The organism is Nesterenkonia sp. CL21, assembly GCF_031705515.1.
Lineage (GTDB): Bacteria > Actinomycetota > Actinomycetes > Actinomycetales > Micrococcaceae > Nesterenkonia > Nesterenkonia aethiopica.
On record NZ_JAUTWR010000009.1, the window covers coordinates 1 to 25,315 of the forward strand.

The 25,315-nt window shown below is 70.3% G+C and carries 20 protein-coding genes; 14 read left to right on the plus strand and 6 right to left on the minus strand.

Annotated features, from left to right (window positions below; translation table 11 throughout):
• The 3 genes from Q7C18_RS12575 to Q7C18_RS12585 all read left to right on the plus strand — a co-directional run.
• The coding region (locus Q7C18_RS12575) for a PLP-dependent transferase (protein ID WP_311025677.1) at positions 1 to 508 on the plus strand (508 nt) is incomplete at its 5' end.
• 100 nt (positions 509 to 608) lie between these two features.
• On the plus strand, positions 609 to 1,724 hold the full coding sequence (locus Q7C18_RS12580) for a homoserine O-acetyltransferase (RefSeq protein WP_311025678.1): 1,116 nt from the start codon (positions 609 to 611) through the stop codon (positions 1,722 to 1,724).
• Positions 1,725 to 1,878: 154 nt separating this feature from the next.
• Positions 1,879 to 3,195, plus strand: a complete 1,317-nt coding sequence (locus Q7C18_RS12585) for a solute carrier family 23 protein (protein ID WP_311025782.1) — start codon at positions 1,879 to 1,881, stop codon at positions 3,193 to 3,195.
• 7 nt (positions 3,196 to 3,202) lie between these two features.
• Here the strand turns inward: Q7C18_RS12585 and Q7C18_RS12590 are convergent, their stop codons facing one another.
• Entirely contained in the window at positions 3,203 to 4,039 is an 837-nt protein-coding gene (locus tag Q7C18_RS12590; RefSeq protein WP_237090162.1) for an SGNH/GDSL hydrolase family protein, read from the minus strand.
• Between the two features lie 230 nt (positions 4,040 to 4,269).
• Between Q7C18_RS12590 and Q7C18_RS12595 the strand changes: the two genes are divergently transcribed.
• On the plus strand, positions 4,270 to 4,956 hold the full coding sequence (locus Q7C18_RS12595; RefSeq protein WP_070160698.1) for an alpha/beta hydrolase-fold protein: 687 nt from the start codon (positions 4,270 to 4,272) through the stop codon (positions 4,954 to 4,956).
• Positions 4,957 to 4,983: 27 nt separating this feature from the next.
• Here the strand turns inward: Q7C18_RS12595 and Q7C18_RS12600 are convergent, their stop codons facing one another.
• The gene (locus Q7C18_RS12600) at positions 4,984 to 5,232 is read right to left on the minus strand and encodes an RNA-binding S4 domain-containing protein (protein WP_070160709.1); all 249 of its coding nucleotides are present in this window, start codon (positions 5,230 to 5,232) and stop codon (positions 4,984 to 4,986) included.
• A 96-nt stretch (positions 5,233 to 5,328) separates the two neighbouring features.
• Between Q7C18_RS12600 and Q7C18_RS12605 the strand changes: the two genes are divergently transcribed.
• The 6 genes from Q7C18_RS12605 to Q7C18_RS12630 all read left to right on the plus strand — a co-directional run bounded on the left by Q7C18_RS12605 (position 5,329) and on the right by Q7C18_RS12630 (position 14,462).
• Entirely contained in the window at positions 5,329 to 6,303 is a 975-nt protein-coding gene (locus Q7C18_RS12605) for a DMT family transporter (RefSeq protein WP_311025679.1), read from the plus strand.
• 187 nt (positions 6,304 to 6,490) lie between these two features.
• Entirely contained in the window at positions 6,491 to 6,922 is a 432-nt protein-coding gene (locus Q7C18_RS12610; RefSeq protein WP_311025680.1) for a VOC family protein, read from the plus strand.
• Positions 6,923 to 7,126: 204 nt separating this feature from the next.
• Positions 7,127 to 8,509, plus strand: coding sequence for a glycine--tRNA ligase (locus tag Q7C18_RS12615; RefSeq protein ID WP_085437808.1), 1,383 nt, complete (start codon positions 7,127 to 7,129; stop codon positions 8,507 to 8,509).
• Positions 8,510 to 8,714: 205 nt separating this feature from the next.
• On the plus strand, positions 8,715 to 9,650 hold the full coding sequence (locus Q7C18_RS12620; protein ID WP_311025681.1) for a GNAT family N-acetyltransferase: 936 nt from the start codon (positions 8,715 to 8,717) through the stop codon (positions 9,648 to 9,650).
• Positions 9,651 to 9,691: 41 nt separating this feature from the next.
• On the plus strand, positions 9,692 to 10,915 hold the full coding sequence (dusB, locus tag Q7C18_RS12625; protein ID WP_311025682.1) for a tRNA dihydrouridine synthase DusB: 1,224 nt from the start codon (positions 9,692 to 9,694) through the stop codon (positions 10,913 to 10,915).
• A 22-nt stretch (positions 10,916 to 10,937) separates the two neighbouring features.
• Complete coding sequence (locus Q7C18_RS12630) at positions 10,938 to 14,462, plus strand: ATP-binding cassette domain-containing protein (protein ID WP_396954368.1); 3,525 nt, start codon at positions 10,938 to 10,940, stop codon at positions 14,460 to 14,462.
• Positions 14,463 to 14,473: 11 nt separating this feature from the next.
• Here Q7C18_RS12630 and bioB read toward each other — a convergent pair whose 3' ends face one another.
• Entirely contained in the window at positions 14,474 to 15,667 is a 1,194-nt protein-coding gene (bioB, locus tag Q7C18_RS12635; protein ID WP_311025783.1) for a biotin synthase BioB, read from the minus strand.
• 224 nt (positions 15,668 to 15,891) lie between these two features.
• Here bioB and Q7C18_RS12640 point away from each other — a divergent pair, with 224 nt between their 5' ends.
• Positions 15,892 to 17,214, plus strand: coding sequence for a deoxyguanosinetriphosphate triphosphohydrolase (locus Q7C18_RS12640; RefSeq protein WP_311025684.1), 1,323 nt, complete (start codon positions 15,892 to 15,894; stop codon positions 17,212 to 17,214).
• Positions 17,215 to 17,224: 10 nt separating this feature from the next.
• Here Q7C18_RS12640 and Q7C18_RS12645 read toward each other — a convergent pair whose 3' ends face one another.
• Positions 17,225 to 17,623 carry a VOC family protein gene (locus Q7C18_RS12645; RefSeq protein ID WP_311025685.1) on the minus strand — a complete coding sequence of 133 codons (399 nt, stop codon included), beginning with the start codon at positions 17,621 to 17,623 and terminating at the stop codon, positions 17,225 to 17,227.
• 125 nt (positions 17,624 to 17,748) lie between these two features.
• Here Q7C18_RS12645 and Q7C18_RS12650 point away from each other — a divergent pair, with 125 nt between their 5' ends.
• Positions 17,749 to 18,363 (plus strand): rhodanese-like domain-containing protein, encoded by a 615-nt coding sequence (locus Q7C18_RS12650; RefSeq protein WP_311025686.1) that lies wholly within the window; start codon positions 17,749 to 17,751, stop codon positions 18,361 to 18,363.
• Positions 18,364 to 18,404: 41 nt separating this feature from the next.
• Here the strand turns inward: Q7C18_RS12650 and Q7C18_RS12655 are convergent, their stop codons facing one another.
• Together Q7C18_RS12655 and Q7C18_RS12660 are read right to left on the minus strand one after the other, a co-directional pair.
• A complete protein-coding gene (locus Q7C18_RS12655) occupies positions 18,405 to 18,983 on the minus strand; it encodes a YbaK/EbsC family protein (protein ID WP_311025687.1) in 579 nt (192 codons plus the stop codon).
• Positions 18,984 to 19,031: 48 nt separating this feature from the next.
• A complete protein-coding gene (locus Q7C18_RS12660; RefSeq protein ID WP_311025688.1) occupies positions 19,032 to 19,826 on the minus strand; it encodes a class I SAM-dependent methyltransferase in 795 nt (264 codons plus the stop codon).
• A 153-nt stretch (positions 19,827 to 19,979) separates the two neighbouring features.
• On the opposite strand from Q7C18_RS12660, the gene dnaG reads away from it, so the two are divergent.
• Together dnaG and Q7C18_RS12670 are read left to right on the plus strand one after the other, a co-directional pair.
• Positions 19,980 to 22,064 (plus strand): DNA primase, encoded by a 2,085-nt coding sequence (gene dnaG / locus Q7C18_RS12665; protein ID WP_311025689.1) that lies wholly within the window; start codon positions 19,980 to 19,982, stop codon positions 22,062 to 22,064.
• A 447-nt stretch (positions 22,065 to 22,511) separates the two neighbouring features.
• The gene (locus Q7C18_RS12670) at positions 22,512 to 25,190 is read left to right on the plus strand and encodes a phosphoenolpyruvate carboxylase (protein WP_311025690.1); all 2,679 of its coding nucleotides are present in this window, start codon (positions 22,512 to 22,514) and stop codon (positions 25,188 to 25,190) included.
• Positions 25,191 to 25,315 lie beyond the last annotated feature (125 nt).

Consider the following 25,315-nt stretch of genomic DNA (forward strand, 5'->3'; position numbering starts at 1 on the left):
CTTCGAGATCAACCTCGGCCTGGAGACTCTGAGCCTGAGGATCGAGCGCCACGTGGAGAACGCCCAGAAGGTCGCCGAGTTCCTGGAGGCGCACCCGGCCGTGAAGCGGGTCTCCTACCCGGGCCTGGCCTCCAGCCCCTGGTACGAGCAGGCCCAGCGGTACCTGCCGAAGGGCGTGGGAGCGGTGCTCGCCTTCGAGGTCGACGGCGGTGCGCCCGCCGGCCAGGCCGTGGTGGACTCCCTCGAGCTCCACTCGTTGGTGGCCAACGTGGGCGACGTCCGCTCCCTGGCCATCCATCCGGCCTCCACCACCCACCGCCAGCTCACCGAAGACGAGCAGCGCGCCGCCGGCGTCGTGCCCGGCCTGGTGCGCCTGTCGGTGGGCCTGGAGCACATCGACGACATCCTCGCCGACCTCGAGCAGGGGCTGGAGAAAGCGATCACGACCGCGGCTACCGGTCCGCAGAGTGAGAAGGCGGCGGCTCCCGAGCCGCAGCCGGTGGCCTGAGGCTAGCCTGAGAGGCCGATGAGGCCCGTACGAATCCGCCGGTTCATCCCGTCCCGGCAGGCCTGTCCACACCATGAACGACGCAGGAGCTCCGACCCCGATGACCGCCCAGGTGCTGACCTCGACCCTCCGTCCCGACGGCGCGCTCGCCGTCGTCGACGTCGGGGCCTACACCTTCGAGGCCGGAGGTGAGCTGCCGGACGTGCAGCTGGCCTACGAGACCTGGGGCACGCTCAACGCGGCGGGCGACAACGCGATCCTGGTCGCGCACGCCCTGACCGGAGACACCCACGTCGCCGCCACCGAGGCCGACCCGGCCCCGGGCTGGTGGGAGGGCCTGGTGGGGCCGGGACGACCGATCGACACCGACGAGTGGTTCGTGGTCGCCCCGGCCATGGTCGGCGGGTGCTACGGCTCCACCGGGCCCGCCTCTCCGGATCCGGAGGGGCGGCCCTGGGGCTCCCGGTTCCCCTTCACCACCGTCCGCGACGCCGTCCGCCTGGAGGCACGGCTGGCCGATCAGCTGGGGATCCGGCGGTTCCACACGGTGATCGGCGGCTCCATGGGCGGTGCCCGGGCGCTGGAGTGGGCGGCCACCTTCCCGGACCGAGTGGACTCAGTGGCGGTCTTCGCCTGCGGCGCGGCCGCCACCGCCGAGCAGATCGCCTTCGGGCAGGCACAGATCAAGGCCATCGAGAACGACCCGCACTTCGCCGGCGGGGACTACTACGGCGGACCCGTCCCGGAGGAGGGGCTGGGTCTGGCCCGCCGGATCGCACACATCACCTATCGCACCGAGCACGAACTTGAGGTGCGGTTCGGTCGTCAGCCCCAGGGGGAGGAGGACCCCTTCGGCTGGAGCGCCCGACGCCGGGGCCGTTACCAGGTGGAGTCCTACTTGGACCATCAGGCCCGCAAACTGGTGGACCGCTTCGACCCGAACGCCTACATCGTGCTGACCGAGGCTCTGATGAGCCACGACGTCGGCCGCGGGCGCGGGAGCGTCGCCGAGGCGCTGTCCCGCGTCACCGCCACGCCGTTCATCGCCGCCGTGGAGTCAGACCGGCTGTACCTGCCCGAACAGTCCCATGAGCTGGCGGCGCTGCTGCCCGGCGAGCACGAGGTCCACATGATCTCCTCACCCATCGGGCACGACGGCTTCCTCACCAGCCCGGAGCAGCTCTCGGACCAGATGCGAGACACCCTGAGGCTGTGATGGCGCAGAGCGCCGTGCCCGCGCGGAGCGTTCTTCGCATGACAGCAACCATGGAGTAACACCACGGTGACATGGCCTGCTTAGCGTGAACGTCATGAGCGCAGAGACCGTGTGGCAGACGGAAGCACCTCAGAGAGACGACGCGGTCCATGAGATGCCTCCTCTTCGGCGGGCTGTACCGCTGGCGGTTCAGCACTTTCTAGCGATGTTCGTGGGGAACGCCGCACCGCCCCTGATCGTCGCCACCGCGATCGGTATGGCAGCAGGCGAAGTCACTCTGTTGGTCCAGCTGGCGATGATCGTCTCGGGTGCGACGACGCTTCTGCAGACCCTCGGGGTTGGGCCCGTGGGGTCCCGGCTGCCAGTGATGCAGGGGACGAGCTTTGCGTTCTTGGTCGTGGCCATCCCCATAGCTGAGCAGTTCGGGATCGCGGCGGTCTTCGGCGGGGCGTTCATCGCCGGGTTGGTCCAGGTGGTCTTCGGCATGTCCTTACGCTGGCTCACCCCTCTTTTTCCGCCTCTGGTGTGTGGGATCATCATCCTGATCATCGGGCTCAAGCTGATGCCCACGGCCATCGACTATTCCGCTGGGGGTGCGGCCGCACGTGCCGCCGGGGACTTCGGGGCGCTGCACCACTTCGGTGTCGCCGCACTCGTGATCGTGGTGAGCGTGGTCTGTCACCAATTCGGCAGAGGCCTGGTCTCGGTCGCCGCCGTCCTGATCGGACTCCTCAGCGGCTATGCCGCAGCTGCAGTGTTCGGCATGGTGAGCCTGGCCCCCGTGACAGAGGCCAGGTGGTTATTCGCCCCTGCCCCTATGCACTTCGGGCTCGACTTCACCGGTGCCGCGATCATCGCGATTACTGTGCTGGCGCTGGCCAGCTCCGTCGAGTCGATCGGGGACCTGACCGCTGTGGCACGTACCGGGCTGGGACGTTCCCCACGAGCCAGGGAGCTGAGCGGTGGGGTGATGGCTGACGGCGTCGGCACATCTCTCGGCGCAGTCCTCGGAGCGATGCCGAACACCACGTTCAGTCAGAACACCGGGATCATCGCACTGAGCGGCGTCGTCAGCCGGTACGTCGTGGCCTTGGCAGGCGGGCTGCTCGTGCTGGCGGGCTTCGTGCCCAAAGTCGCGGCAGTGTTCAACACCGTGCCGTATGCGGTTCTCGGAGGATCGGTGCTCGTGATGTTCTCGATGGTGGCCTCGGCAGGGATTCAGGTGATGGCCCCCGAGATGATCGATCGGCGATCTCTGCTGATCGTCGCGCTATCGCTCGGGCTCGGGGTCGGGCTCTCCTTCGCCCCGGAGGAGGCTGTTGCAGCGTTCCCAGCAGACGTGGCGTTGCTGCTGACCTCGGGCATCGTCCCCGCGATGCTTGCCGCCGTCATTCTCAACGCTGTGCTGCCCGGACGCCGTCAGCGCCGAAGCGCGGATCGTGACGATCAGAGTTCGCAGGCGCCGGCGTAATGGTCACTCACTCCTCCTCGGCGGCGCCGCTGCCGGGAGGCATCGAGCCGCCGAACAGCGGCTCGAAGGACGGCCGCTTCGCCGTGACCCCGTCCCCGGAGGAGCGTCCGCGCAGTCGGCGCACCACCCAGGGGAACAGGTGGTGGCGGGCCCAGACGACATCGTCGGCCCGAGCCTCCCGCCAGGTGCGCTCCGGCACCGGCCGCGGTTCCAGGGGTTCGAGGTCGTGTTCCACATTGAGGGTGTCCAGCACCATCGCGGCGATGGTGTGGTGCCCCAGTGGGGAGAAGTGCAGGCGGTCCTCGTCCCACATCTGAGGGTGCGCCAACTGCCGCAGGGACCACATGTCCGCCACCAGGGCGTCGTGCCGGGCGGCGACGGTGCGGATGTTCTCGTTGTAGATGGCGACCTTCCCGCGGATCGACCCCACCACAGGGGTCTCACGCACGTCGGGGCCATTGAACAGCACCACCGTGGCACCCGTGGTGGAGAGGATCTGGACCATCGTGTCGAGGATCCGAGCGGTCTCGTCCGGATCGCCGCCGGGACGGATGACGTCATTGCCACCCGCGCACAGGGTGATCAGATCCGGCTGCAGGTCCAGGGCTGGGGCGATCTGATCGTCACGGATCTGTCCGATCAGCTTCCCCCGGACCGCCAGGTTCGCATAGGCGAAGCGCTTCCCGCCCGGGGAAGGGTCCGCTCCGGCAGCCAGCTCCTCGGCCACCCGGTCGGCCCAGCCGCGGTGGTACCCGGGCCGAGACTCGTCGGGATCGCCGATGCCCTCGGTGAAGGAGTCCCCCAGGGCCACGTAGCGCGTCCAGGGGTGTGTCGGAGTGGTCACCACACCAGCGTCCTGGCCGGGGCCGGGGTGCTGGTGGTCTGGTTGCTCGTCTGGTCTCTCGGCTGATCGGTCCACACGTCTTATTGTGCCTGAGGTTACCGGTCGGTTCCATCCTCCCTGAGGCGGACATCAGCCCGGTTGCACCAGCCGAAGGGACCGGAATGAGAAGATGGTCCGGCCGTCCAGCAGAACAGGCGGTCATCGACGTCGCGTACGAGGAGCAGCCCCGCATGAGTCCCACCCAGCCCGAGCCCGTCGTCGTGTGGTCCCGCGAGCCGCAGGACCGCGAAGGCACCCCGCTGGTGGTGATGCTGCACGGCTACGGATCCCACGAGCATGACCTGTTCGGTCTGGTGCCCAGCCTGCCCGAGGAGTTCACCTACGCCTCCCTGCGCGCCCCGGTGCCCATGGGTCACGGCGGCTACACCTGGTTCGACCTCGACCCTGAACGGCTGGCCTACTCCTCGGCCGCGGCGCGCGACGCCGTCGAGGACCTGTGGTCCTGGATCGCCTCGGTGAAGGACCAGCACACCTCGGTGACGCTGCTCGGCTTCTCCATGGGGATGGCGATGGCCACCTCCTTGCTGCGCGCTCGGCCCGAGGAGTTCGCCGCCGTCGTCGGGCTCTCCGGATTCGCCGTCGACCCCGGGGAGAGCCCGGAGATGCAGGACTGGTTCGACGACGCCGCGCTCGCCACCCGTCGGGTGCCGTTCTTCTGGGGCCGGGACCAGGACGACCCGATCATTCCCGAGGAGCACATCGACTACACCCACCGTTGGGCGAACTCGTCGGTGGACCTGACCAAGGTGCTCTACGCCGGCGCCGGCCACGGTGTGGTGCCCCAGGAGATCGCCCATGTGGGCGAGTTCCTCACCTACATGGTGCTGCGGCCTCGGCGTTCGGCCGGACGCGCCTGAGGATCATCTCGACGGCGCCCGCTCGCCTCACTCCGCTGCGGGAGAGATGACGGCGCTGGGAAGCCCCAGCTCCTCGCCGTCGAGCCGCACCACCTGACCTCGGCGCACCTGCCGACCGCGGCGGGTCTCGACCTCATCGTCCACGGTCACCGCGCCGGCGTCGATCACCTCACGGGCCATCACCCCGTGCTCGACCACGCCGGCGAGCTTCAGCAGCTGCCCCAGGCGGATGGACTCGTCACGGATCGGGACCTGCTGCACGTCATCTGCGTTCATGGTGTCAGTGTCTCCCACGGGATGCGGCCGTGGCGAGCTGACCGGGGCCCGGCACCGAGGCGCAGAAGGAGGCCAGGCGGGTCTACAGTGTTGCCCATGAGCGCAGTCGGTCAGTCGCGGCAGTCCTCCGCCGCATGGTTCGGGTTCCTGCTCACCGCCCTCGTCGCCGGGGCGGCGATCCCCAGCCAGGGCCGCATCAACTCGGAGCTGGCCGCAGAGGTCGACGACCCGTTCCTCGCCGCGCTGCTGTCCTTCGGCACCGGCCTGCTCCTGATGCTGGTGATCGCATATCTCACGCCCACCGGACGCCGCACTCTGGGACAGGTCCGGCCAGCCCTCCGGCGCGGTGAGGTCCGCTGGTGGTACCTGCTGGCCGGCTGCATCGGCGGCTACTTCGTGCTCTCCCAGTCGCTGACCATCGGGCTCATCGGGGTCGCGGTCTTCACCGTGGCCGTGGTGACCGGGCAGACCCTCGGCGGGCTGCTGTGGGACCGCATCGGCCTGGGCCCGGCGGGGCGGAAGCGGCTCAACACCGTCCGGGTGCTGGGCGCGCTCCTCACCGTGCTGGCAGTGCTGTGGACGGTCTCACCGCAGCTGGGAGGCCATTCCGGGTCCTGGTCCTGGCTGCTCCTGGTGATCTTCCCGCTGACCGCCGGCTTCACCAACAGCGCCCAACAGGCTCTCAACGGACGCCAGTCGGCGGCCTACGGCAGCCCGATCCCCGCCACGCTCATCAACTTCGTGGCCGGAACGGCAGTGCTCCTGCTGGCCTACCTGGTGAAGGTGCTGGTCAGCGGGGTGGGGGAGACGCTGCCCACCGCTCCCTGGTACTACCTCGGCGGGCCGCTGGGCTGCGTGTTCATCGGGCTCGGGGCCGTGCTGGTCACCCGGGTGGGTGTGCTGCTGGCCGCCATGGGGATGATCGCCGGTCAGCTGATCGGCTCGTTGCTGCTCGACCTCCTCGTCCCCGCCCCGGGAAGCGTGGTCACCCTCTCCACGGTGCTCGGCACGCTGCTGACCCTGGCCGCCGTCGTGATCGCCTCCCTGCCGGACATCCGCCGCACCCGCTGAGCCGATCCTCTGCCCGGTGCTGTGCCCGGTGCTGGGCCCCGGGGCGGCTGACGGGCGGCGGCCGCTGACCTGGCCCTGACTCCGGACGTAGACTCGCCATTCCGCAGTCATTCCTGCGCCCCTGGTCAGACGGGCCCGAGGGGTCGCATCGGACGACGGGCAGCGCAGAGCACCGGGGGAGGTCACGATGGAGCAGGGCATCCACATCATCACCGTCGCCACGCGGGATCTGGGGGCCGCGCGCCGCTTCTACGTGGGCGGGCTGGGCTGGCGGCCGATCTTCGAGGCAGCCGGGGAGATCCAGTTCTACCAGGTGGCGCCCGGGCAGGTCCTCGGGCTCTTCGACGCCGACAGCCTCAGCGAGGACATCGGAGACGGCCGGGACCACAGCACCCCCGGCGGCTTCACCCTGGCCCACAACGTCCACGACGCCGATGCGGTCCACCGCACGGTCGAACGCCTGGAACGTGCCGGGGGCACGGTGCTGAAGCATCCACAGCCGGCGGCGGTGCCAGGCATGCTGCACGCCTATGTGGAGGACCCGGTCGGGGTGGTCTGGGAGATCGCCTACAACCCCGGCTGGCGGGTGGCCGACGACGGCGCCGTCGTCTTCGACTGAGGCCCCCGCGAGCGGACCAGCCCGCACCGTCCGCCCCACCGTCGTCCGTCCCCGTCGTCTGCGTCTTTCCCCTTGGGACTCCGAGGGGACAGACGCAGACGACGGGGACGGACGTGTTGCCGGGTGAATCGGCGGCGCGCGCTCCGGCGCGGTAAGCTTTCCCCCGTCTGTCCCGTCCCCTCCCGACCTGAGGTGTACCGCCCTATGGCCCCCAAGACTGCCCTCGACCATGTGATCACCCTGGCGAAGCGTCGCGGCTTCGTCTTCCAGTCCGGTGAGATCTACGGGGGATCACGGTCGGCCTGGGACTACGGTCCCCTGGGCACGGAGCTGAAGGAGAACATCAAGGCCGAGTGGTGGCAGACCTTCGTGCGTGGCCGCGGCGACATGGTCGGCCTGGACTCCGCCATCATCCTCCCGCAGGCCGTCTGGCACGCCTCCGGGCACGTGAAGACCTTCACCGACCCGCTGGTGGAGTCCCTGCACACCCATAAGCGGTACCGAGCCGACCACCTGCTGGAGGCCTACGAGGCCAAGCACGGTCACCCGCCGGCGAACGGCCTTGCCGACATCAAGGACCCGGAGACCGGCCAGCCCGGCAAGTGGACCGAGCCGCAGCAGTTCTCCGGCCTGATGAAGACCTTCCTGGGTCCGGTCGACAACGAGGAGGGCCTGCACTACATGCGGCCCGAGACCGCCCAGGGCATCTTCGTGAACTTCTCCAACGTGATGACCTCCGCCCGGAAGAAGCCGCCCTTCGGCATCGGCCAGGTCGGCAAGGCCTTCCGCAACGAGATCACCCCCGGCAACTTCATCTTCCGGACTCGCGAGTTCGAGCAGATGGAGATCGAGTACTTCACGCACCCGGACGAGGCCGGCCAGTGGTTCGACCACTGGGTGGAGGCCTGCTACGACTGGTTCGTGGACCTGGGGCTGAACCCGGAGAACCTGCGCAAGTTCGACGTCCCCGAGGACGAGCGGGCCCACTACTCCGCGGCCACCATCGACCTGGAGTACCGCTTCGGCTTCCAGGGCTCCGAGTGGGGCGAGCTGATGGGCATCGCCAACCGCACCGACTACGACCTCAGCTCCCACATCGAGGCCTCCGGCGAGAAGCTGCAGTACTTCGACCCGAAGACCGAGGAGCACTACACCCCGTACGTGATCGAGCCGTCCTTCGGCCTGACCCGCGCGATGATGGCCTTCCTGGTGGACTCCTACCATGAGGAGGAGGCCCCCAACGCGAAGGGCGGCGTGGACACCCGCACCGTGCTGAAGCTCCACCCGCGGCTCGCCCCGGTGAAGGCGGCAGTGCTGCCCCTGTCCAAGAAGCCGGAGCTGGCCGAGCCCGCCCAGCGGCTGGCCGATGAGCTGCGCCGGAACTGGAACGTCGACTACGACGAGGCCGGTGCGATCGGTCGCCGGTACCGCCGTCAGGACGAGATCGGCACCCCGTTCTGCATCACCTTCGACTTCGACAGCCTCGAGGACCAGGCAGTCACCATCCGTGACCGGGACGAGATGACCCAGGAGCGCGTCAGCCTGGACCAGGTGCAGACCTACCTGGCCGGCCGCCTCCTCGGCTGAGCACCACGACGTCGAGCGCGACGACGTCGAGCGCGACGCCCGGCACAGATGCCCGGGACAGACGCCCGGCACCGGCCCAGGGTCCCTGACCCTGCGGCACGGGGCCGGGCGTCGCTCGTTTGCCGTGCCACGGCGGCAGGACTAGACTCGCGTGGCTGATCAACCCTGCGCCACCGCGCAGACGGACGCTTCCGAAGGACAGGCGATGAGCACCACCGAAGACACAGACCGGCTCGCCCTCGAGTCCGGCCTGACCGTCCGGCCCTGGGCCGAGGGCGACGACCTCGCCCTGCTTGAGGTCTGGGGCGACCCGGAGAACGCGATGCACCACCAGGACCGCGCGCTGCTGCGGCCCTCCTCCAACGATCCCTGGTCACGGTGCATCGTCGCCGAGGACCAGGGGGTGCCCGTGGCCGCGGCCACCATCCTGCGCTCCTCGCTGCACCCGGATCGGCTGTCCTTCTACGCGGAGGTCGCCCCGGACCACCGCCGCCGCGGGGTGGCCGCAGAGATGCTGGCGATCCTGGAGGCCGAGGCCAGCAACTGCAGCGCCACCGGTCTGAAGGCCCGCTGCGCCAAGCGTTCCGCCGCCCAGTGCTTCCTCAAGGACAACGGCTTCACCAAGATCCAGACCACCCGCCGAGTGATCGTCCAGCCGGGCGCCCTTCGGCTTCCGGACCTGGAGGGAACCGGCCTGGATCTCCAGGAGATCGCCACCGGGTCGGTGGAGCTGAGCCGTGTGGTGGCCGACCACTACAACGCCGTCCACGACTGGGACCGCGCGGAGATGACCGTGGGCAAGGCCCAGCAGCTGCTCCTCGGCGACGCCACCGGCGCCACGGGCGCAGTGGCCCTGCGGGACGTCTCCGAGGGCGGCGACGGCGCCGTCCTCGCCTTCGCCGTCAGCTACACCCCGGCCCGCACTGAGGACCCCGCCGACGTCCTGGTCGGCTGGAACCCGGAGCTCGACGCCGCCGAGGCGGAGCAGCACATCCGGTCCCTGCTGGCCCTGCTGGCCGCCCGCCACCCGGTGGAGCTGGAGGTGGACGACTCCATGGCCCCGCTGAAGACCGTCACCGACGAGCTCATCGCCTCCGGCGACGCCGAGATCGACTTCGAAGCCTTCATCTACGCCCGCTGACCGCCCGGAGGCCCCGCCTCCGCCGAGCACACCCGGATGCCATGACCGCACAGACCCTTCCCGAGGAGCAGCCGCTCCCTGACGGCCCGACCCCGGCTGGGTCGGGCGACCGACGTGCCCTCCTGCCCCCGCTGCACCTGGGCCCCATCACCGTGGAGACCCCGGTGGTGCTGGCCCCCATGGCAGGGATCACCAACACCGCCTTCCGTCGGCTCTGCCGTGAACATGGCGGCGGGCTCTACGTCAATGAGATGGTCACCGCACGTGCGCTGGTCGAACGGCGGCCCGAGTCGATGCGGATCATCAAGCACGAGCCGGACGAGATCCCCCGCTCGATGCAGCTCTACTCCGTGGACCCAGTGACCACCGGACATGCGGTGCGCATGCTGGTCGAGGAGGACCGCGCCGACCACATCGACCTCAACTTCGGCTGCCCGGTGCCCAAGGTCACCCGCAAGGGCGGCGGCTCGGCCCTGCCCTGGAAGATCCGGCTCTTCGAGTCGATCGTCGCCACTGCCGTGCGGGAGGCCGGGCGGCGCGGCATCCCCGTGACGGTGAAGATGCGCAAGGGCATCGACGAGGACCACCTCACCTTCATCGAAGCTGGCAAGGTCGCGCGCGACTCGGGCGTCGCCGCCGTCGCGCTCCACGGTCGCACCGCGCGCCAGCACTACTCAGGCCAGGCCGACTGGTCCGCGATCGCCGCCCTGCGCGAGTCCCTGCCGGACATCCCGGTGCTGGGCAACGGCGACATCTGGTCCGCCGAGGACGCGGTGCGCATGGTCGAGCAGACCGGCGTCGACGGCGTCGTCGTCGGCCGGGGCTGCCAGGGCAGGCCCTGGCTCTTCGGCGACCTGCAGGCCGCCTTCGAGGGCCGGCCGGACCGGCACCGTCCGGATCTGCCCATGGTGATCTCCACCCTGCTGCGGCACGCCCAGATGCTCATCCCGTACTTCGACGGTGACGAGCGCAAGGCCATGCAGGACATCCGCAAACACGTGGCCTGGTACTTCAAGGGCTATCCGATCGGCGGGGCGCTGCGCTCCCAGCTGGTCACCGTCGAATCCCTGACCCAGCTGGAGGACCTGCTCGGCCAGCTCGACCAGAGCATCGAGTACCCCGGTGCCGACGCCGAGGGGCCCCGCGGCCGGGCCGGTTCGCCGAAGAAGGTCCATCTGCCGGAGGACTGGCTGGCCTCCCAGGAGCTCAACGAGGCCCAGCGTGAGATGATCGCTGCCGCGGAGGTCGACACCTCCGGCGGATGAGTCGTCCGTGCGGGCCACTAGGATGTCGCAGGTGCCCGTTCTGCGTCCTGTCCCACCCTCGCGCCGGATCTCCTGGAGGAGGCTCGCCAGCCCGCTCAGCGTGCTGGCGGTGGCCGTGCTCGCCGTCGCGATGGTCGCACAGTCCCTCGCCACAGTCGTCTCCGGCCGGCTCGCCGAGAATCCCACATTCGACGGGGTGGTGCTGCTCGGCGCCCTGATCGTCGGGGCGGCGGCCGTGCAGGTCAGCGCGCAGGTCGCCTGGGCCCAGGTCATCGACCGCGCGGCCGGGAAGCTGCGTCGGGACCTGCTCGCGGCCGCCTTCGCCCAGCCGCTCAGCGTGCTCAGCGAGCAGGCTGTGGGGGAGGTGCTCGACCGCATCGACGACGACACCAACGCCATCAACACCCTCATGCGGGAGCAGTGGTGGGGCATGATGGCCACCGTCCTCGGCGCCGTTCCGCTGTGGGTCGTCGCGGGGGTGATGTGGTGGCCGGCCTGGATCATCATGCCGGTGCTCGTGGCCGCCACCCTGCTGATGGTCCGCCCGCTCTTCGCGATCATCGCGCAGCGCAAAGTCATCAACGAAAGGGCCTGGACCGACCACGCCGCCGCCTTCGAGGAGGTCGTGGCGGCCCGTGACGACCTGCGCACCAGCGGCGGTCAGGCCTTCGGCATGCGGCGCGTCGCCGGCCTGGCCGCGGGGATCCACCGCACCTTCCGGCACATGGTCGTCAAGGAGGCCGACCTGATCCTGCGCTCGCAGACGGTCCTGCAGGCGATGTTCGCCGGTCTGCTCGTGACAGGCGTCGCGCTGGTCATCACCGGCGGGATGGCGCTGCCCCAGCTGATCACCCTGGTGATGGCCACCACGCTGCTGATCGGACGTGTCGGCGAGCTCATCAATCAGCTGCCCCAGCTGCAGGAGGGGCTCGGCGCGATCACCCGCGTGAAGCAGATGATGCAGGTCGAGCCCGAGCCCGACGGCGGCGCCGCGCTCCCGGCGACCCACGCCCTGGAGTTCCGCGGCCTGCACTTCTCCTACACGGAGGGGTCCTTCGCCCTGCAGGACGTCTCGCTGAGCGTCGACGACGGAGAGACCTTGGTGCTGGTGGGACGCACCGGCTCGGGGAAGTCCACGCTGGCCTCGCTCGTCACCCGCGCCACCGAGCCCCCGCAGGGGACGGTGTTCCTCGGCGGCACCGACGTCAGAGACATCGATCTTCAGCAGCTGCGCCGCGGGATCGGCGTGGTCACGCAGCGCACCGAGCTGCTCTCCGGCACGCTGGCGGAGAACATCACCCTCTTCGCCCCGATCCCCCGGGAGCGGGTCCAGGCAGCCGTGGAGGAGCTGGGCCTCACGGATTGGGTGGCGCGACTGCCTGATGGGCTGGACACCCGCATGGGTGCGGGCGGGGTCACGCTCTCCGCCGGGGAGGAGCAGCTGGTGGCCTTCGCTCGGCTGTTGGTCCGCGAGGTGTCCGTGGTGATCCTCGACGAGGCCACGGCCCGGATGGACCCACTCACCGAGCGCCGAGTCATCCGCGCCTCGGACCGGCTGCTGGCCGGGCGCACCGGGCTGCTCATCGCGCACCGGCTCACCACTGTCGCCCGGGCGGACCGTGTGGCCGTCCTCGATCACGGTCGAGTCATCCAGCAGGGAGCCTACGGTGAGCTCGCTGCCGCGCGGGGACCGTTCCGAGGGCTGCTGGCGGCCTCGAGGGAACACCAGGGCTACATGGATGACGATCCCGGTGATGTCCTCACCGACACCTCGTCCGGAGCCTCCGACGAGGCCACCGGTCCGGTGGCCATCGGGGGCACGCGTCGGAGGACCGATGTGCCGACGACGTCTGACATCGGGGACGGGCCGAGCCTGACCCGTGCCGTGCTCGCCGCCTTCGGCCACCTGCCGCGGTGGGGACTGGTCGGCCTGTCCATGTTCCTGCTCATCGCCCTGTTCTCCCCGCAGGGGCTGGTCACCAACTGGCTGTGGGGGCGCATCGCGGACTCCTTGGCCTCGGGTCATCACGAGGTGTGGGGACTGGTGATCCTTCTGGCGGGAGCCTCCGTGCTGATCATGCCGGGAGTCTTCGCCCTGGGCGTGAATCTCTACCCCCGCTGGTGGGTCTCCTGTCTGTCCCGGCATCGGACGCGGGTCCTGGACGGTCAGCTCGGTGAGCCCCGGCTGGAGACCACGCCGCCGGGTGAGGTCGTGGCCCGCGCCATGGACGGCGACCGCATCCAGGACTACGCGGACCGTTGGGCGGATCTCTGCAATGCGGTGCTGATCGTGCTGCTCTCCGTCCTGCTCTCGGGGAGCTGGGTGGTCGGAGCGGTGCTCGCCAGTGTGCTGATCCTCTCCGCGGCGGCCTCGTGGGCCGGCAGACCTGCGGCGGGGCGCTCTGCCACGCGTGCCGCCGACGCGCGCGTGGAGTTCGGCCGGGTGCTGGTCTCGGCGCTGGACGCCGCACGGACCGTGAAGCTCTCCGCGGCCACCGGGCCGGTGCACCAGCACCTGAACACCGTGGACCGCCGGCGTGTGGACGCCCAGATCAGGGAGCATCGCATCCAGGCCCTCCTGGACGGCGTGCCCGGGCTGGTGATTGCCGTCGGGGTGACCTTCTCCTGGGCCATGTACTTCATCGGCGCCTGGGGGCTGGCCACCACGGTGCTCGCCTCAGGCAGCGTGATGGGTTTCACCTGGTACGGCCTCTGCGCAGGATCAGTCGTGACCAAGGCGCCGGGGGCTCGTGCCTGGCAGGTGGCCACCCAGCGACTGGCCGGCGGGGAGAGCATCTTCCGCCGGGTGGACGGGGTCGACGAACTGACCGGAGACTCCCCTGCCCCTGGGCCCGAGGAGCGGGACGAGCTCCGCAGCCTCAGCCTCGAAGGCTTCTCCGCGGTCCACTCGGACGGCATCATCGGGGTGGAGCAGGTGGACCTCACCGTCGCCCGCGGCGAGCTGATCCTCATCCTCGGGGGCATCGGTTCGGGCAAGTCCAGCCTGCTGCGGAGCCTGGCGGGCCTGGTGCCGCACCGCGGGAGAATCCTCTGGAACGGAGCAGAGGTCACCTCGGACACCTTCCTGAGGCCCCGCCGCGTGGCCTACGTCGCCCAGCTGCCCCGGGTGCTCTCCGGGACGTTCGAGGAGAACATCCGGCTCGATCGTGAGCGGGAGGCTGGCGAGGCCATCCGCATTGCGCAGATGGAGCAGGACATCGCCGAGGCCGGAGGCCTGCACGCCGCCGTCGGGCACCGCGGCGTGCGCCTGTCCGGCGGTCAGGTGCAGCGCCTGGCGACCGCGCGTGCCCTGGCCACCGGCTCCGAGCTGCTGCTCGCGGACGATGTCTCCAGCGCCCTCGACGCGTCCACGGAGATCGAGTTGTGGCAGGCGCTGCGGGACAAGGGCGTTACGGTGATCGGTTCCACCTCCAAGCGCGCGGCGCTGGCTCGGGCGGATCGCGTGGTGATCATCGAGGCCGGTCGGGTCGCTGCCGTCGGCCCGTGGCGTCAGCTCAGCGGCAGGTGGGCTCACCTGGCCGGCTGAGGCGCGCCGGTTCAGGCGTTGGGCGCGACATCGGTGCCGGCGCCACGGCGGCGGATCGCGGGTGTCGCAGCGGGTGCCGGAGCAGGTGCCGTTGCGGAGTCGGTCCGGGCTGCTGACGGGGTCGGCGGCGGTGAGGCGGCAGGACGCGCCGTGTCGGCTCGCGGAGCAGGTGCCGTCGAGCGGTCAGCGGCAGGGGAGGCCGGGGATGCTGTGGAGGCCGGGGAGCCGTCGGCGCCGAGCACGGTGAACCCGGCGTCGCGGATCATCGTCAGGTCGTCGGCGGCGCCCTGGCCCTCGGAGGTGAGATAGTCGCCCAGGAACAGGGAGTTCGCCACCTCCAGGGCGAGGGGCTGCAGGCTGCGCAGGTGCATCTCGCGGCCGGCGGCGATCCGGATCTCCTTGTCCGGGCACATCATGCGGGCGACGGCGAGGATCCGCAGGCAGGCCAGCGGGGTGAGGTTCCACGTTCCTTCCAGCGGGGTGCCGTCGAAGGGCATCAGGAAGTTCACCGGGACGGAGTCCGCGTCGAGATCCCGCAGCGCGGCCAGGGCCTCCACGAGCTGCTCGTCGCTCTCGCCCATGCCCACGATCAGACCGGAACAGGGGGAGAGTCCGGCGTCGACGGCGCGGCCGACGGTGTCCACCCGGTCGTCGTAGGTGTGGGTGCTGCAGATCTCCGGGTAGTGTGAGCGGGCGGTGTTCAGATTGTGGTTGTAGGCGTCGACGCCGCAGCTGCCCAGTCGTTCCGCCTGCCCCTCCTTCAGCAGTCCCAGGCAGGCGCACACCTCGACGTCGGGGTGATCGGACTTCAGCCGGGTGACGATCCGGCCCACCCTGTCGACGTCCCGATCGGTGGGCCCGGTGCCGGAGGCCACCAGACAGACCCGGCGCGCGCCGGCGGCGATCCCGTGCGAGGCCTGGGCCACGGCCTCCTCGGGCTTGAGCCACGTGTACTTGAGGATCTCCGCACCGGTGCCGAGCCGCTGGGAGCAGTAGGTGCAGTCCTCGGGGCACAGGCCCGTCTTGAGGCTGACCAGGTAGTTGACCTTCACCGTGGCGCCGAAGTGCTGCCGGCGGAGTCGAGAGGCGGCGGCCACCAGGCGGAAGGTGGCGTCGTCGGGGGTGTGGAGCAGCTCCAGGCACTCGTGGTCGGTGAGGCGGCCTCCGCCGAGGAGGCGATCAGTCAGGAGCTCCGGTTCTGTCATATGCGGTGCGATGGGAGCTTCAGGGGTCACGTCGTCTCCGTCCTCGATGCGGGCGGGGGCTCCGTCCACAGAGCCCCAGGGGATGCCACCCGGCCCTCCCCAGAGAGATTTGAACACTGTTCAACACGGGTGCAGTAGGAGGCTACCTCATCCGAGGCCGCACGCGTCGGCGGAGCGCCTGAGCCTGGCCCTACCCATGCTGCCCCTGCTCTAAGCTGGAAGGCATGTCTGTGCAGAACGTCGAACGGGTCGAGGCGGGCTATGCCGCCCTGCGTCCGGGCTACCTCCCCGCCGATGAGGCACGGTGGGTTCCGGAGCACGGCAAGTCCGTCTATCGGTCCTCCTTCGAGCGGGATCGGGCCCGCCTGCTGCACTCCTCGGCGCTGCGTCGGCTCGGCGCCAAGACCCAGGTGGTCTCACCCGATGCCGACGACTTCGCACGCACCCGGCTGACCCACTCCCTGGAGGTCGCCCAGGTGGGGCGTGACCTGGGCCGGATGCTGGGCTGCGATCCCGACGTCGTCGATGCCGCCTGCCTGTCGCACGACTTGGGCCACCCACCGTTCGGCCACAACGGGGAGAACGTGCTCAACGAGCTCATGGGGGACGCCGGCGGCTTCGAGGGCAACGCTCAGACGTTGCGGCTGCTGACCCGGCTGGAGACCAAACGGTTCCACCCGGACGGCCGCTCCGCGGGGCTCAACCTGACCCGCGCCTCCCTGGACGCGGCGGTGAAGTACCCGTGGCGTCAGCACGAGGCGCCCCTGAAGCCGGATGGGACGCGCAGCCAGAAGTTCGGCGCCTATGAGGACGACGTCGACGTCTTCCGATGGATCCGCCAGGGGGTGGAGGGGCGACGACAGTCCATGGAGGCCCAGGTGATGGACGCCGCCGATGACATCGCCTACTCCGTCCATGATGTGGAGGACGGCATCTTCTCCGGTCAGTTCCAGCTGCGCTTCCTGGAGGTGCCGCTGCAGCGCAAACGTGTGGTGCAGGTGACCAAGGAGTGGTACCTCCCGCAGATCGAGGAGGATCGGATCGAGGAGGCCTTCGACCGCCTCGCCGCCACCGACGGATGGGTGCGGGAGTCGGACGGCTCACGGCGTTCCCTGGCCGCGCTGAAGAACATGACCAGTGAGCTGATCGGGCGGTTCTGCGGAGCCATCTACTCCGCCACTCGTGCGGCCCACGGGGACCACCCGCTGGTCCGCCACGAGGCGGATCTGGTGGTGCCCGAGGAGACCCTGGTGGAGATCTCCGCCATGAAGGGCCTGGCGGCGGCCTACATCATGACCTCCGAGCAGCAGAAGCCGGTCTACCTGCGGCAGCGCGAGGTGCTCGAAGGGCTGGTGGGCCTGCTCTCCGAGACGGAGGACCGCTACCTGGAGCCCATGTTCAAGCAGGACTGGCGGGATGCCGCCGACGACACGGCCCGCCGACGCGTGATCGTCGACCAGATCGCCTCCCTGACCGACGGGGCCGCCCTGGAGTGGTACTACGCCCTGGTGCAGGGCAAGCCGTTCACCAACCGGCTCTTCGGCTGAGCGGGTCGGTTCAGCGGGCCGCGACCTCCTCCTCGGAGCGCAGCACGCAGAACTGGTTGCCCTGCGGATCGGCGAAGACCACCCAGCCGGACCCCGGCCCGTGGATCCCGCGGTGGTCGGCCACCTCCACCGCGCCCAATGCGCGGACCCTCTCGACCTCCGCGTCGCGTCCGCCGGTCCGCGGACGCAGGTCCAGATGGGCCCGCGGGGTTCGGGAAGCGTCGACCTCGTCGACCTCGAGGAACAGCAGACGGTGCCCGGTGACGGGGTCGACGATCATGCAGTGGTCGTGGCCCGGCTTGTTGGGGTCCCCGGGGATGTCGGTGTAGTCCAGCAGTCGTTTCCACCATTCGGAGAGCGCGTAGGCGTCTGTGCAGGAGAACGTGGTGTGGGAGACGAAACAGGTCATGGAGGCAGGCTAGGGCCCGCACGCGAGCGGGGGAAGGTCGGTAGACTCGGAAGCTGCGCGGGGTGCCGCACATGGCGCCCGCCTATGATGCCCGCACGTCCCCGATACGTCATGGTGGAGACCCGATGGCCGACCAGAACACCCTGACCCTGCTCAGCGCCGAGGAGCTGCGCCGCATGATCCACGACGGCGCCGACCCTGTGCTGATCGACGTGCGCACGCCGGCGGAGCATCGCAGCGCACACCTCCTTGGGTCCCTGCTGGTGCCTGACGAGCTGGTGAGCCGCGAGGCCCAGCGGTTGGCCGACGCGCTCGCCGCCGTCGACCGCCCCGTGGTGCTGCTCTGTCAGGCCGGGCCTCGGTCCCAGCAGGCGCAGCAGGCGCTGAGCGCGGCCGGGCTGACGGACTCTCGGGTTCTCTCCGGCGGACTGAACGCCTACCGGGCAACGGTCGGAGACGACGCCGTCGAGGTCGGCGAGGGCCCCTGGGCGATGGAGCGGCAGGTGCGGATGGCGGCCGGTTCGCTGGTGCTGGCGGGCCTGCTCGGCGGCCGTCTGCTGAGCCCCAAGGCTCGGGTGGTCTCCGGCGCCATCGCCTCAGGGCTCGTCTTCTCGGCGGCCACCAACACCTGCGGGATGGCGAAGGCGCTCGCCCGGATGCCCTGGAACCAGAGTCCGCAGGGGCCGGTCCGGATCGAGGACGTGCTGCAGGAGATCGAGGCGGTCGGCGCTCCTGCCTGACCCGCCTGATCCGCCTGATCGATCGGACCTGGCGGCACTCTTCAGGTGCGCTGGGGAGACCGAGTGATGTCTGCTGTGACGACGTCGTAGGCGGCGAACAGCGTCGCGGAGTCCACGAAGAGGCTCAGCCCCGGTGCACCCGCGCCCATGGCGATGCGCCCGCTGATGGATTCGTCGGCATAGATCGGCCAGCGCGTGCCGTCTGCGGCCGCCGCTCCGAAGGGCGTGATGGTGCCCGGGCGGTACCCCGTGGCCTCCACCGCCTCCTCGGGGGCGGTCATGGACATCTTCTTCATCCCGGCGAGCCGACGCAGCGTCGCCCAGTCCACCTGGCGGTCTCCGGGGATCAGCGCCAGCACATAGGTGTGGTCGCGGGCAGTCTGGGTGACCTTGGCCCTGGCCACCAGGGTCTTGACGATCTGACGTGGTTCGACCCCGATGGTCGCCGCGGCCTCCTCCAGGGACTGTGCCGGTCCGCGGGACACGAGCTCGACGTCCACCCCGTGGGCCTCGGCGTCGGCGAGCAGCCTGTCCACGGAGGTACGCTCGGCTGCGGAGAGCCCGACGGCGGCGTCGAGGGCCGGCAGGCGGGGGCCGGGCTGATCGGTGGTCTTCTCCATGGTCTGATCAACCCGGCCGGACGCGAGGGGATTCCCGGGGTCGAGGGATCAGGCGGCGGCCAGCACCAGAGTTGCGAAGCCCATGTGGCCGTGGTGCCCGCGAAGCCAGGCACGTCGGCCGGCGTCGAGCCTGTCGCGCAGCTCACCGGCCTGCGGGTGGTCCGGGTTCTCCAGCAGCCACAGCTCCTGGTTGCGCGTCATGCCGCATTCGAAGTGGTTCCACTCGTCGTCGGTGGCCTCATGCAGGTCCAGCAGGCGCCAGCCCGCTTCGGCAGCGGCTTCGACGACGTCGGGCAGCAGCTGGCTGTCAGCCGCAGAGGCGCCCTCCCACATGAGGTCGAAGCGGTCCTGGCTGGGCACCTGGGTCCAGTGGTCTACGCCGAAGAGCAGACGGCCGCCGTGGACGGTCAGCGCCCGCAGCCGCTGGAGCGCCTCCGCCGGTGAACCGCCCAGCGCATGCCAGGCCCCGAGGCAGATCACGGCCTCGGTCGGGTCGGTGAGCTCCTCCGTGAGCTCGCCGGCGTCCTGGACGCGCAGCTCCACGCGGCCCTGCACGCCCAGCTGCCGGGCACGTTCCTGCCCGCGGACGATGTCCATCTCCTCAAGGTCCACGCCGATGCCGTGGCTGCCTGGCAGCGCCATCACGGTGCGGAGCAGCTGCTCGGCCCAGCCGCAGCCGACGTCGAGCACGGTGCGCGGCGATACCTCGGTGAGCTCAGCGATGAGCTGCTCGGATCGGGCCACGCTCATGGGGGAGCCGAAGGTCAGGTCCAGCCCGTTGACGGGAGGCGGGGAGGCCCCGACGGCGGGGTCCTGCGGGCTCTGCGTGTCAGTACCAGTCATGAGCGCCGACCCTAGCCTGGCCTGGGGCGACAGGGAACCCTCGGTCTGTCGTGGGATCTGGGCTGCTCGCGCGAGCTGCGCGCCGCCGGGTCCCCGCAGTCCGCCTGTGGAAGGCCCGATCCAGGATTTGCTCGAACTGGCTAGAGTTGACGTGTGGCCGGATTGATCAAGCGTGAAGACATCGACGCCGTGCGCGAGCGTGTCGACCTGCGTGAGGTCGTCGAGCAGTACGTGACCCTCAAGGGAGCCGGCATCGGCTCCTGGAAGGGCCTGTGTCCGTTCCACGACGAGCGCACGCCGAGCTTCCACATCCGCCCGCACGTGGGCACCTACCACTGCTTCGGCTGCGGGGAGTCCGGCGACGTCATCGCCTTCCTGATGGCCATGGAGCACACCTCCTTCCAGGAGACGGTGGAGCGGCTCGCCCATAAGGCCGGCATCACGCTGCGCTATGAGGACGGCGGGACGGGCCCCACCAAGCAGGAGATCGGCCGGCGGCAGCGGCTGCTGGACGCCCACAAGATCGCCGACGAGTTCTTCCAGGCCCAGCTGCAGAGCCCGGAGGCGCAGATCGGGCGTGACTTCCTCACCGGGCGTGGCTTCACCCGGGAGCATGCTGAGCAGTTCAGCGTGGGATTCGCGCCGAAGAGCTGGGACGCGCTGCTGAAGCATCTGCGCTCCAAGGGCTTCCGCGATGACGAGGAGCTGCGCCTCACCGGCTTGTTCTCCGAAGGCAACCGGGGCCTCTACGACCGTTTCCGGGGCCGACTGATCTGGCCCATCCGGGACATGACCGGTAACACCGTGGGGTTCGGCGGGCGTCGGCTCTTCGAGGACGACAAGGGGCCCAAGTACCTGAACTCCCCGGAGACCCAGATCTACAAGAAGTCCCAGGTGCTCTACGGCATCGAGATGGCCAAGCGGAACATCGCCAAGAAGCGCGAGCTGGTCGTCGTGGAGGGCTATACGGATGTCATGGCCTGCCATGTGGCCGGAGTGGACACGGCGGTGGCCACCTGCGGCACCGCCTTCGGGGAGGGGCACGTGAAGATCTCCCGGCGGCTGCTCTCCGACGACGGCGGTGGCGGAGAGGTCATCTTCACCTTCGACGGCGACGAGGCCGGGCAGGCGGCGGCGCTGAAGGCCTTCAAAGAGGACCACATGTTCCTGGCGCGCACCTTCATCGCCGTCGGGCCCGAGGGCATGGACCCCTGCGACGTGCGCCAGCATCGCGGCGACGAAGCGGTGGAGGAGCTCATCCGCTCCCGCCGGCCGCTGTTCGAGTTCGCCATCCGCGCGGGCATGAAGGACTACGACCTCTCCACGGTGGAGGGGCGGGTGGGGGCGCTGCGCTATGCGGCCCCCGTGGTGGCCAGCATCAAAGACTCGGCCCTGCGTCCCGCCTACACCCGCGAGCTGGCGGGGTGGCTCGGCATGGACATGGACGAGGTCTCCCGGGCGGTGAGCCGGTCCCACGGCCAGGCGCCCCAGATGGGCGGGGGACCACGGCGTCGGCAGCAGAGACCCGACGACGGCGGTGGCGAGCGAGAGCGCCGGCCGGATGCGCGTCGGCCGGGCGCGAGTCGGGCCGAGCCGCATCGTACGGCATCCCGACAGCAGGGCCCCCCGGAGGGCGGGCCCGAGACCTCGTGGGACGTACCTGAGGACGTCTACGTGGATGGCCCCCCGCCCGAAGCCTTCGGTCCCGAGGGCCACGGTGGCGCCGTGGCCGGGCAGGGCTCTGAGCCGCAGGGCCAGCACTTCCCCCGCCCGGACACCCGAGACCCGGCGGTCATGATGGAGCGGCAGGCTCTCGAAGTGATCCTGCAGCACCCCACGCGTCTGACCGCGGAGCAGTGGGAGGAGATCTTCACCGTCCGGTTCACCGCGCCGGCCCACGCGGCCGTCCATGCGGGGATCCGCAGTGCGGCCGCCTCCGCCACCGACCCCCGCAACTGGGTCAGCGCGGTCAGCGACGAGGTGCCGCAGCCGCTGCGCTCGCTGGTGGGGGAACTGGCCGTGGCCCAGCTCCCGGCTCGCACCGAGGATGATGTGGAGGTCTACTGCCAGTCGATCCTCAACCGTCTGGTGGAGCTGCAGATCACGCACCAGAAGGCCGACCTGCTGGGCCGGCTCCAGCGGATGGACCCGACGGACGACCCCGAGGAGTACCAGCGGCTGAACCGGGAGGTCATGGAGCTGGAGCGGCGTCGTCGTGCTCTGCGCGCTGAGGAGTGAGGGCTCTGCGCGCTGAGGAGTGAGGGCTCTCGAGGTCGATGTGAGCGAGATGTGAGGGCGGTCTGGCAGAGTCGGATCCGTCCGAGGCAGAGCGGACAGGCGATCGGACTCCCGACTCCGGACGGCGTCTCTGCGGTGGCGCCGACTCTGGGCCCTTCGGGGGAGCCTCCGGTCTCCGCCTCCGCGTCCGGTCGGCGATCACTCCTGTGCGCTGGCCCGACGCCGACGGGCGCTCGGCCGCCACAGGGGTGCGGCGGTCGGGCGCCCGATGAGGGGCCTGGAGGCGTCGTCGACGTCTCGGCATGTGACCAATCCCGTGCTCCAGATCTCATCGAGTCATGCCCTCTTGGTAACGTGGAGGACGTTTCTGCGTGACGACGGGGTCGCGCGGACCTCCACCATGTACCCTTCGCGGAGCCTCTCCGCGGCCAGACAGAGGAGATTCGCATGCCCCATCAGTCCATCGCGCCTGCGCACGCCCGCATCGCCGCCACGCATGAGATCCCCGAGGCCATGCGCCGGGACGTCGGCCTGCTCGGCGAGTTGCTGGGGCAGGTCCTCACCGAGTACGGCTCCGCAGGACTTCTGGAGGACGTCGAGGCGCTGCGCGAGCTGACCATCGCCGCCCTGGAGGACCCCGACGGCGCCGTCCTCGCCCAGGCCGAGGAACTCGTGGCGTCCTTCTCCGCGGACCGCGCCAAGGAGGTCGCCCGGGCCTTCACCTGCTACTTCCTGCTGGCGAACCTCGCCGAGGAGCAGCACCGGATCCGCACGCTGCGTGCTCGCGACGGTGAGATCCCCCTGCAGGACCAGCAGCCGGCGGACTCCGTCGCCGCGGCCTTCGCCCACCTCCGGGACGAGGTCGGCCAGGAGGAGGCGGAGCGGCGCCTGAAGGAGCTGCGCTTCCACCCGGTGCTGACCGCGCACCCCACGGAGGCGCGGCGCAATGCCATCGCCGCCTCCGTGCGCCGCGTCGGCCAGCTGCTGGACGACCGGGACGACCCCCGCATGGGCACCGGCGCTCTGGCCCAGAACCGCCGCGAGCTGCTCGAGGAGATCGACAACATGTGGCGCACCGCCCAGCTGCGGGTCTCCAGCCCGTCTCCGCTGGACGAAGTCCGCACCGCCCTGTCCGTCTTCGACACCTCGTTCTCGAAGGTCTTCACCCAGGCCTACCGCCGGATGGACGACTGGCTGCAGGGTGAGGCCGGCGGCACGGAGGCGCCGAAGGCTCCTGCGTTCATCCGCCTGGGCTCCTGGATCGGCGGGGATCGGGACGGCAACCCCAATGTGACTGCCTCGATCACCCGCGCCGCCGTCGCCCAGGCCGCCGACCGTGTCCTGGGCGACCTGGAGGCCCGGGCCCGCACCGTCGGGCTCGCCCTGACCCTCGACGACCGCTACACCCCGCCCAGCGACGGTCTGACCGCCCTGTGGGGTCGCCAGCGGCAGCTCTCCGAGGAGCTCACCGACCAGGCCGTCCAGCACTCCCCGCGAGAGCCGCACCGTCAGGTGCTGCTCGCGGTCGCCGGGCGGCTGGCCGCCACCCGAGCCCGCGATGCCGACCTGTCCTATGAGTCGCCGCAGGAGCTGGTCGCCGACCTGAAGGTGGTGCAGGATTCTCTGGCAGCCGGTGGGGCCAAGCGTGCGGCCTACGGCGATCTGCAGGAGCTGATCTGGCAGGTGGAGACCTTCGGCTTCCACCTGGCCGAGCTGGAGGTGCGCCAGCACTCCAAGGTGCATTCGCAGACGCTGGCCTGGCTTCAGGACCCGGAGGGAGTCGAGAAGACGGCGGTGCCCGGGGAGGAGGTCATCGAGACCTTCCGGGCGATCGCCTCGGTGCAGCAGCGCTTCGGCGTCGACGCCTGCCGCCGGTACATCGTCTCCTTCACCCAGTCCGCGCAGAACCTCGCCGACGTGTACACCTTGGCGGAGAAGGCCCTGGGTGGAGCGGAGCACGCACCGGTGCTGGACGTCATCCCGCTGTTCGAGACCTACGAGGACCTGCAGAACGCGCCGAGGATCCTTCAGGAGATGCTGCAGAACCCGGCCGTGCAGCGCCGCCTGGAGCAGACCGGGCGTCGCCTGGAGGTCATGCTCGGCTATTCCGACTCCGCCAAGGACGTGGGGCCGGTCGCGGCCACCCTGGCGCTGTACGAGGCGCAGGAGAAGATCGCGGCCTGGGCGGTGGAGAACGGCATCACGCTGACCCAGTTCCACGGCCGCGGTGGGGCGCTGGGCCGCGGCGGTGGCCCTGCCAATCGTGCGATCCTCGCCCAGCCGCCGCATTCGGTGGACCTGCGCTTCAAGGTCACCGAGCAGGGCGAGGTGATCTCCGCCCGCTACGGCAACCCGGAGATCGCGCTGCGCCACATCGAGCAGGTCGCCGCCGCCACGCTGATGGCCTCCGCGCCGTCCACGGAGCGGCGCAACGCGGAGGCCGCCCGTCGCTTCGCGCCGCTGGCCCAGCAGATGGACGCGGTCTCCCGGGAGCGGTTCCACGGCCTGGTCGACGCCGAGGGCTTCGCCCCGTGGTTCGCGCAGGTGACCCCGCAGGACGAGGTCGGCCTGCTGGCCATCGGCTCGCGTCCGGCCAAGCGGGGGCTCTCGGTGGAGTCTCTGGAGGACCTGCGGGCCATCCCGTGGAACTTCGCCTGGGCGCAGGCGCGCATCAACCTCACCGGCTGGTACGGGCTGGGCTCGGCCCTGGAGGCGGTGGGCGACCTGGATCAGCTGCGCTCCGCCTATGCCGACTGGCCGCTGTTCCGGGCGCTGATCGACAACATCGAGATGTCGCTGGCCAAGACGGACCGGCGCATCGCTGAGCGGTACCTGCGGCTCGGCGACCGTCAGGATCTCGCGGAGCTCGTCCTCGAGGAGCTGGATCTGACCACCAAGTGGGTGCTGGCCATCACCGACCAGTCCCGCCTGCTGGAGGACCACCGCGTGCTCGGGCGTGCCGTGGAGCTGCGGAACCCGTATGTGGATGCGCTCTCCCTGCTGCAGCTGCGCGCGCTGCAGGCGCTGCGCACCCAGGACCACGACGGCGTCGACGTCGATGACCCCCGGAACCTTCTGCTCATCACGCTCAAGGGTGTGGCCGCCGGCCTGCAGAACACCGGCTGATCCGCCGGGTCCGTCCGGCCTTCGCCGCCTCGAGCTGCCCCGTGAGCCGCCGTCGAGGGGAGCAGTGCGCGAACCCCCTGTGGCAGACTCGTGCCATCGGCCGCTGCGGTCCGCTCCGGAGCGGC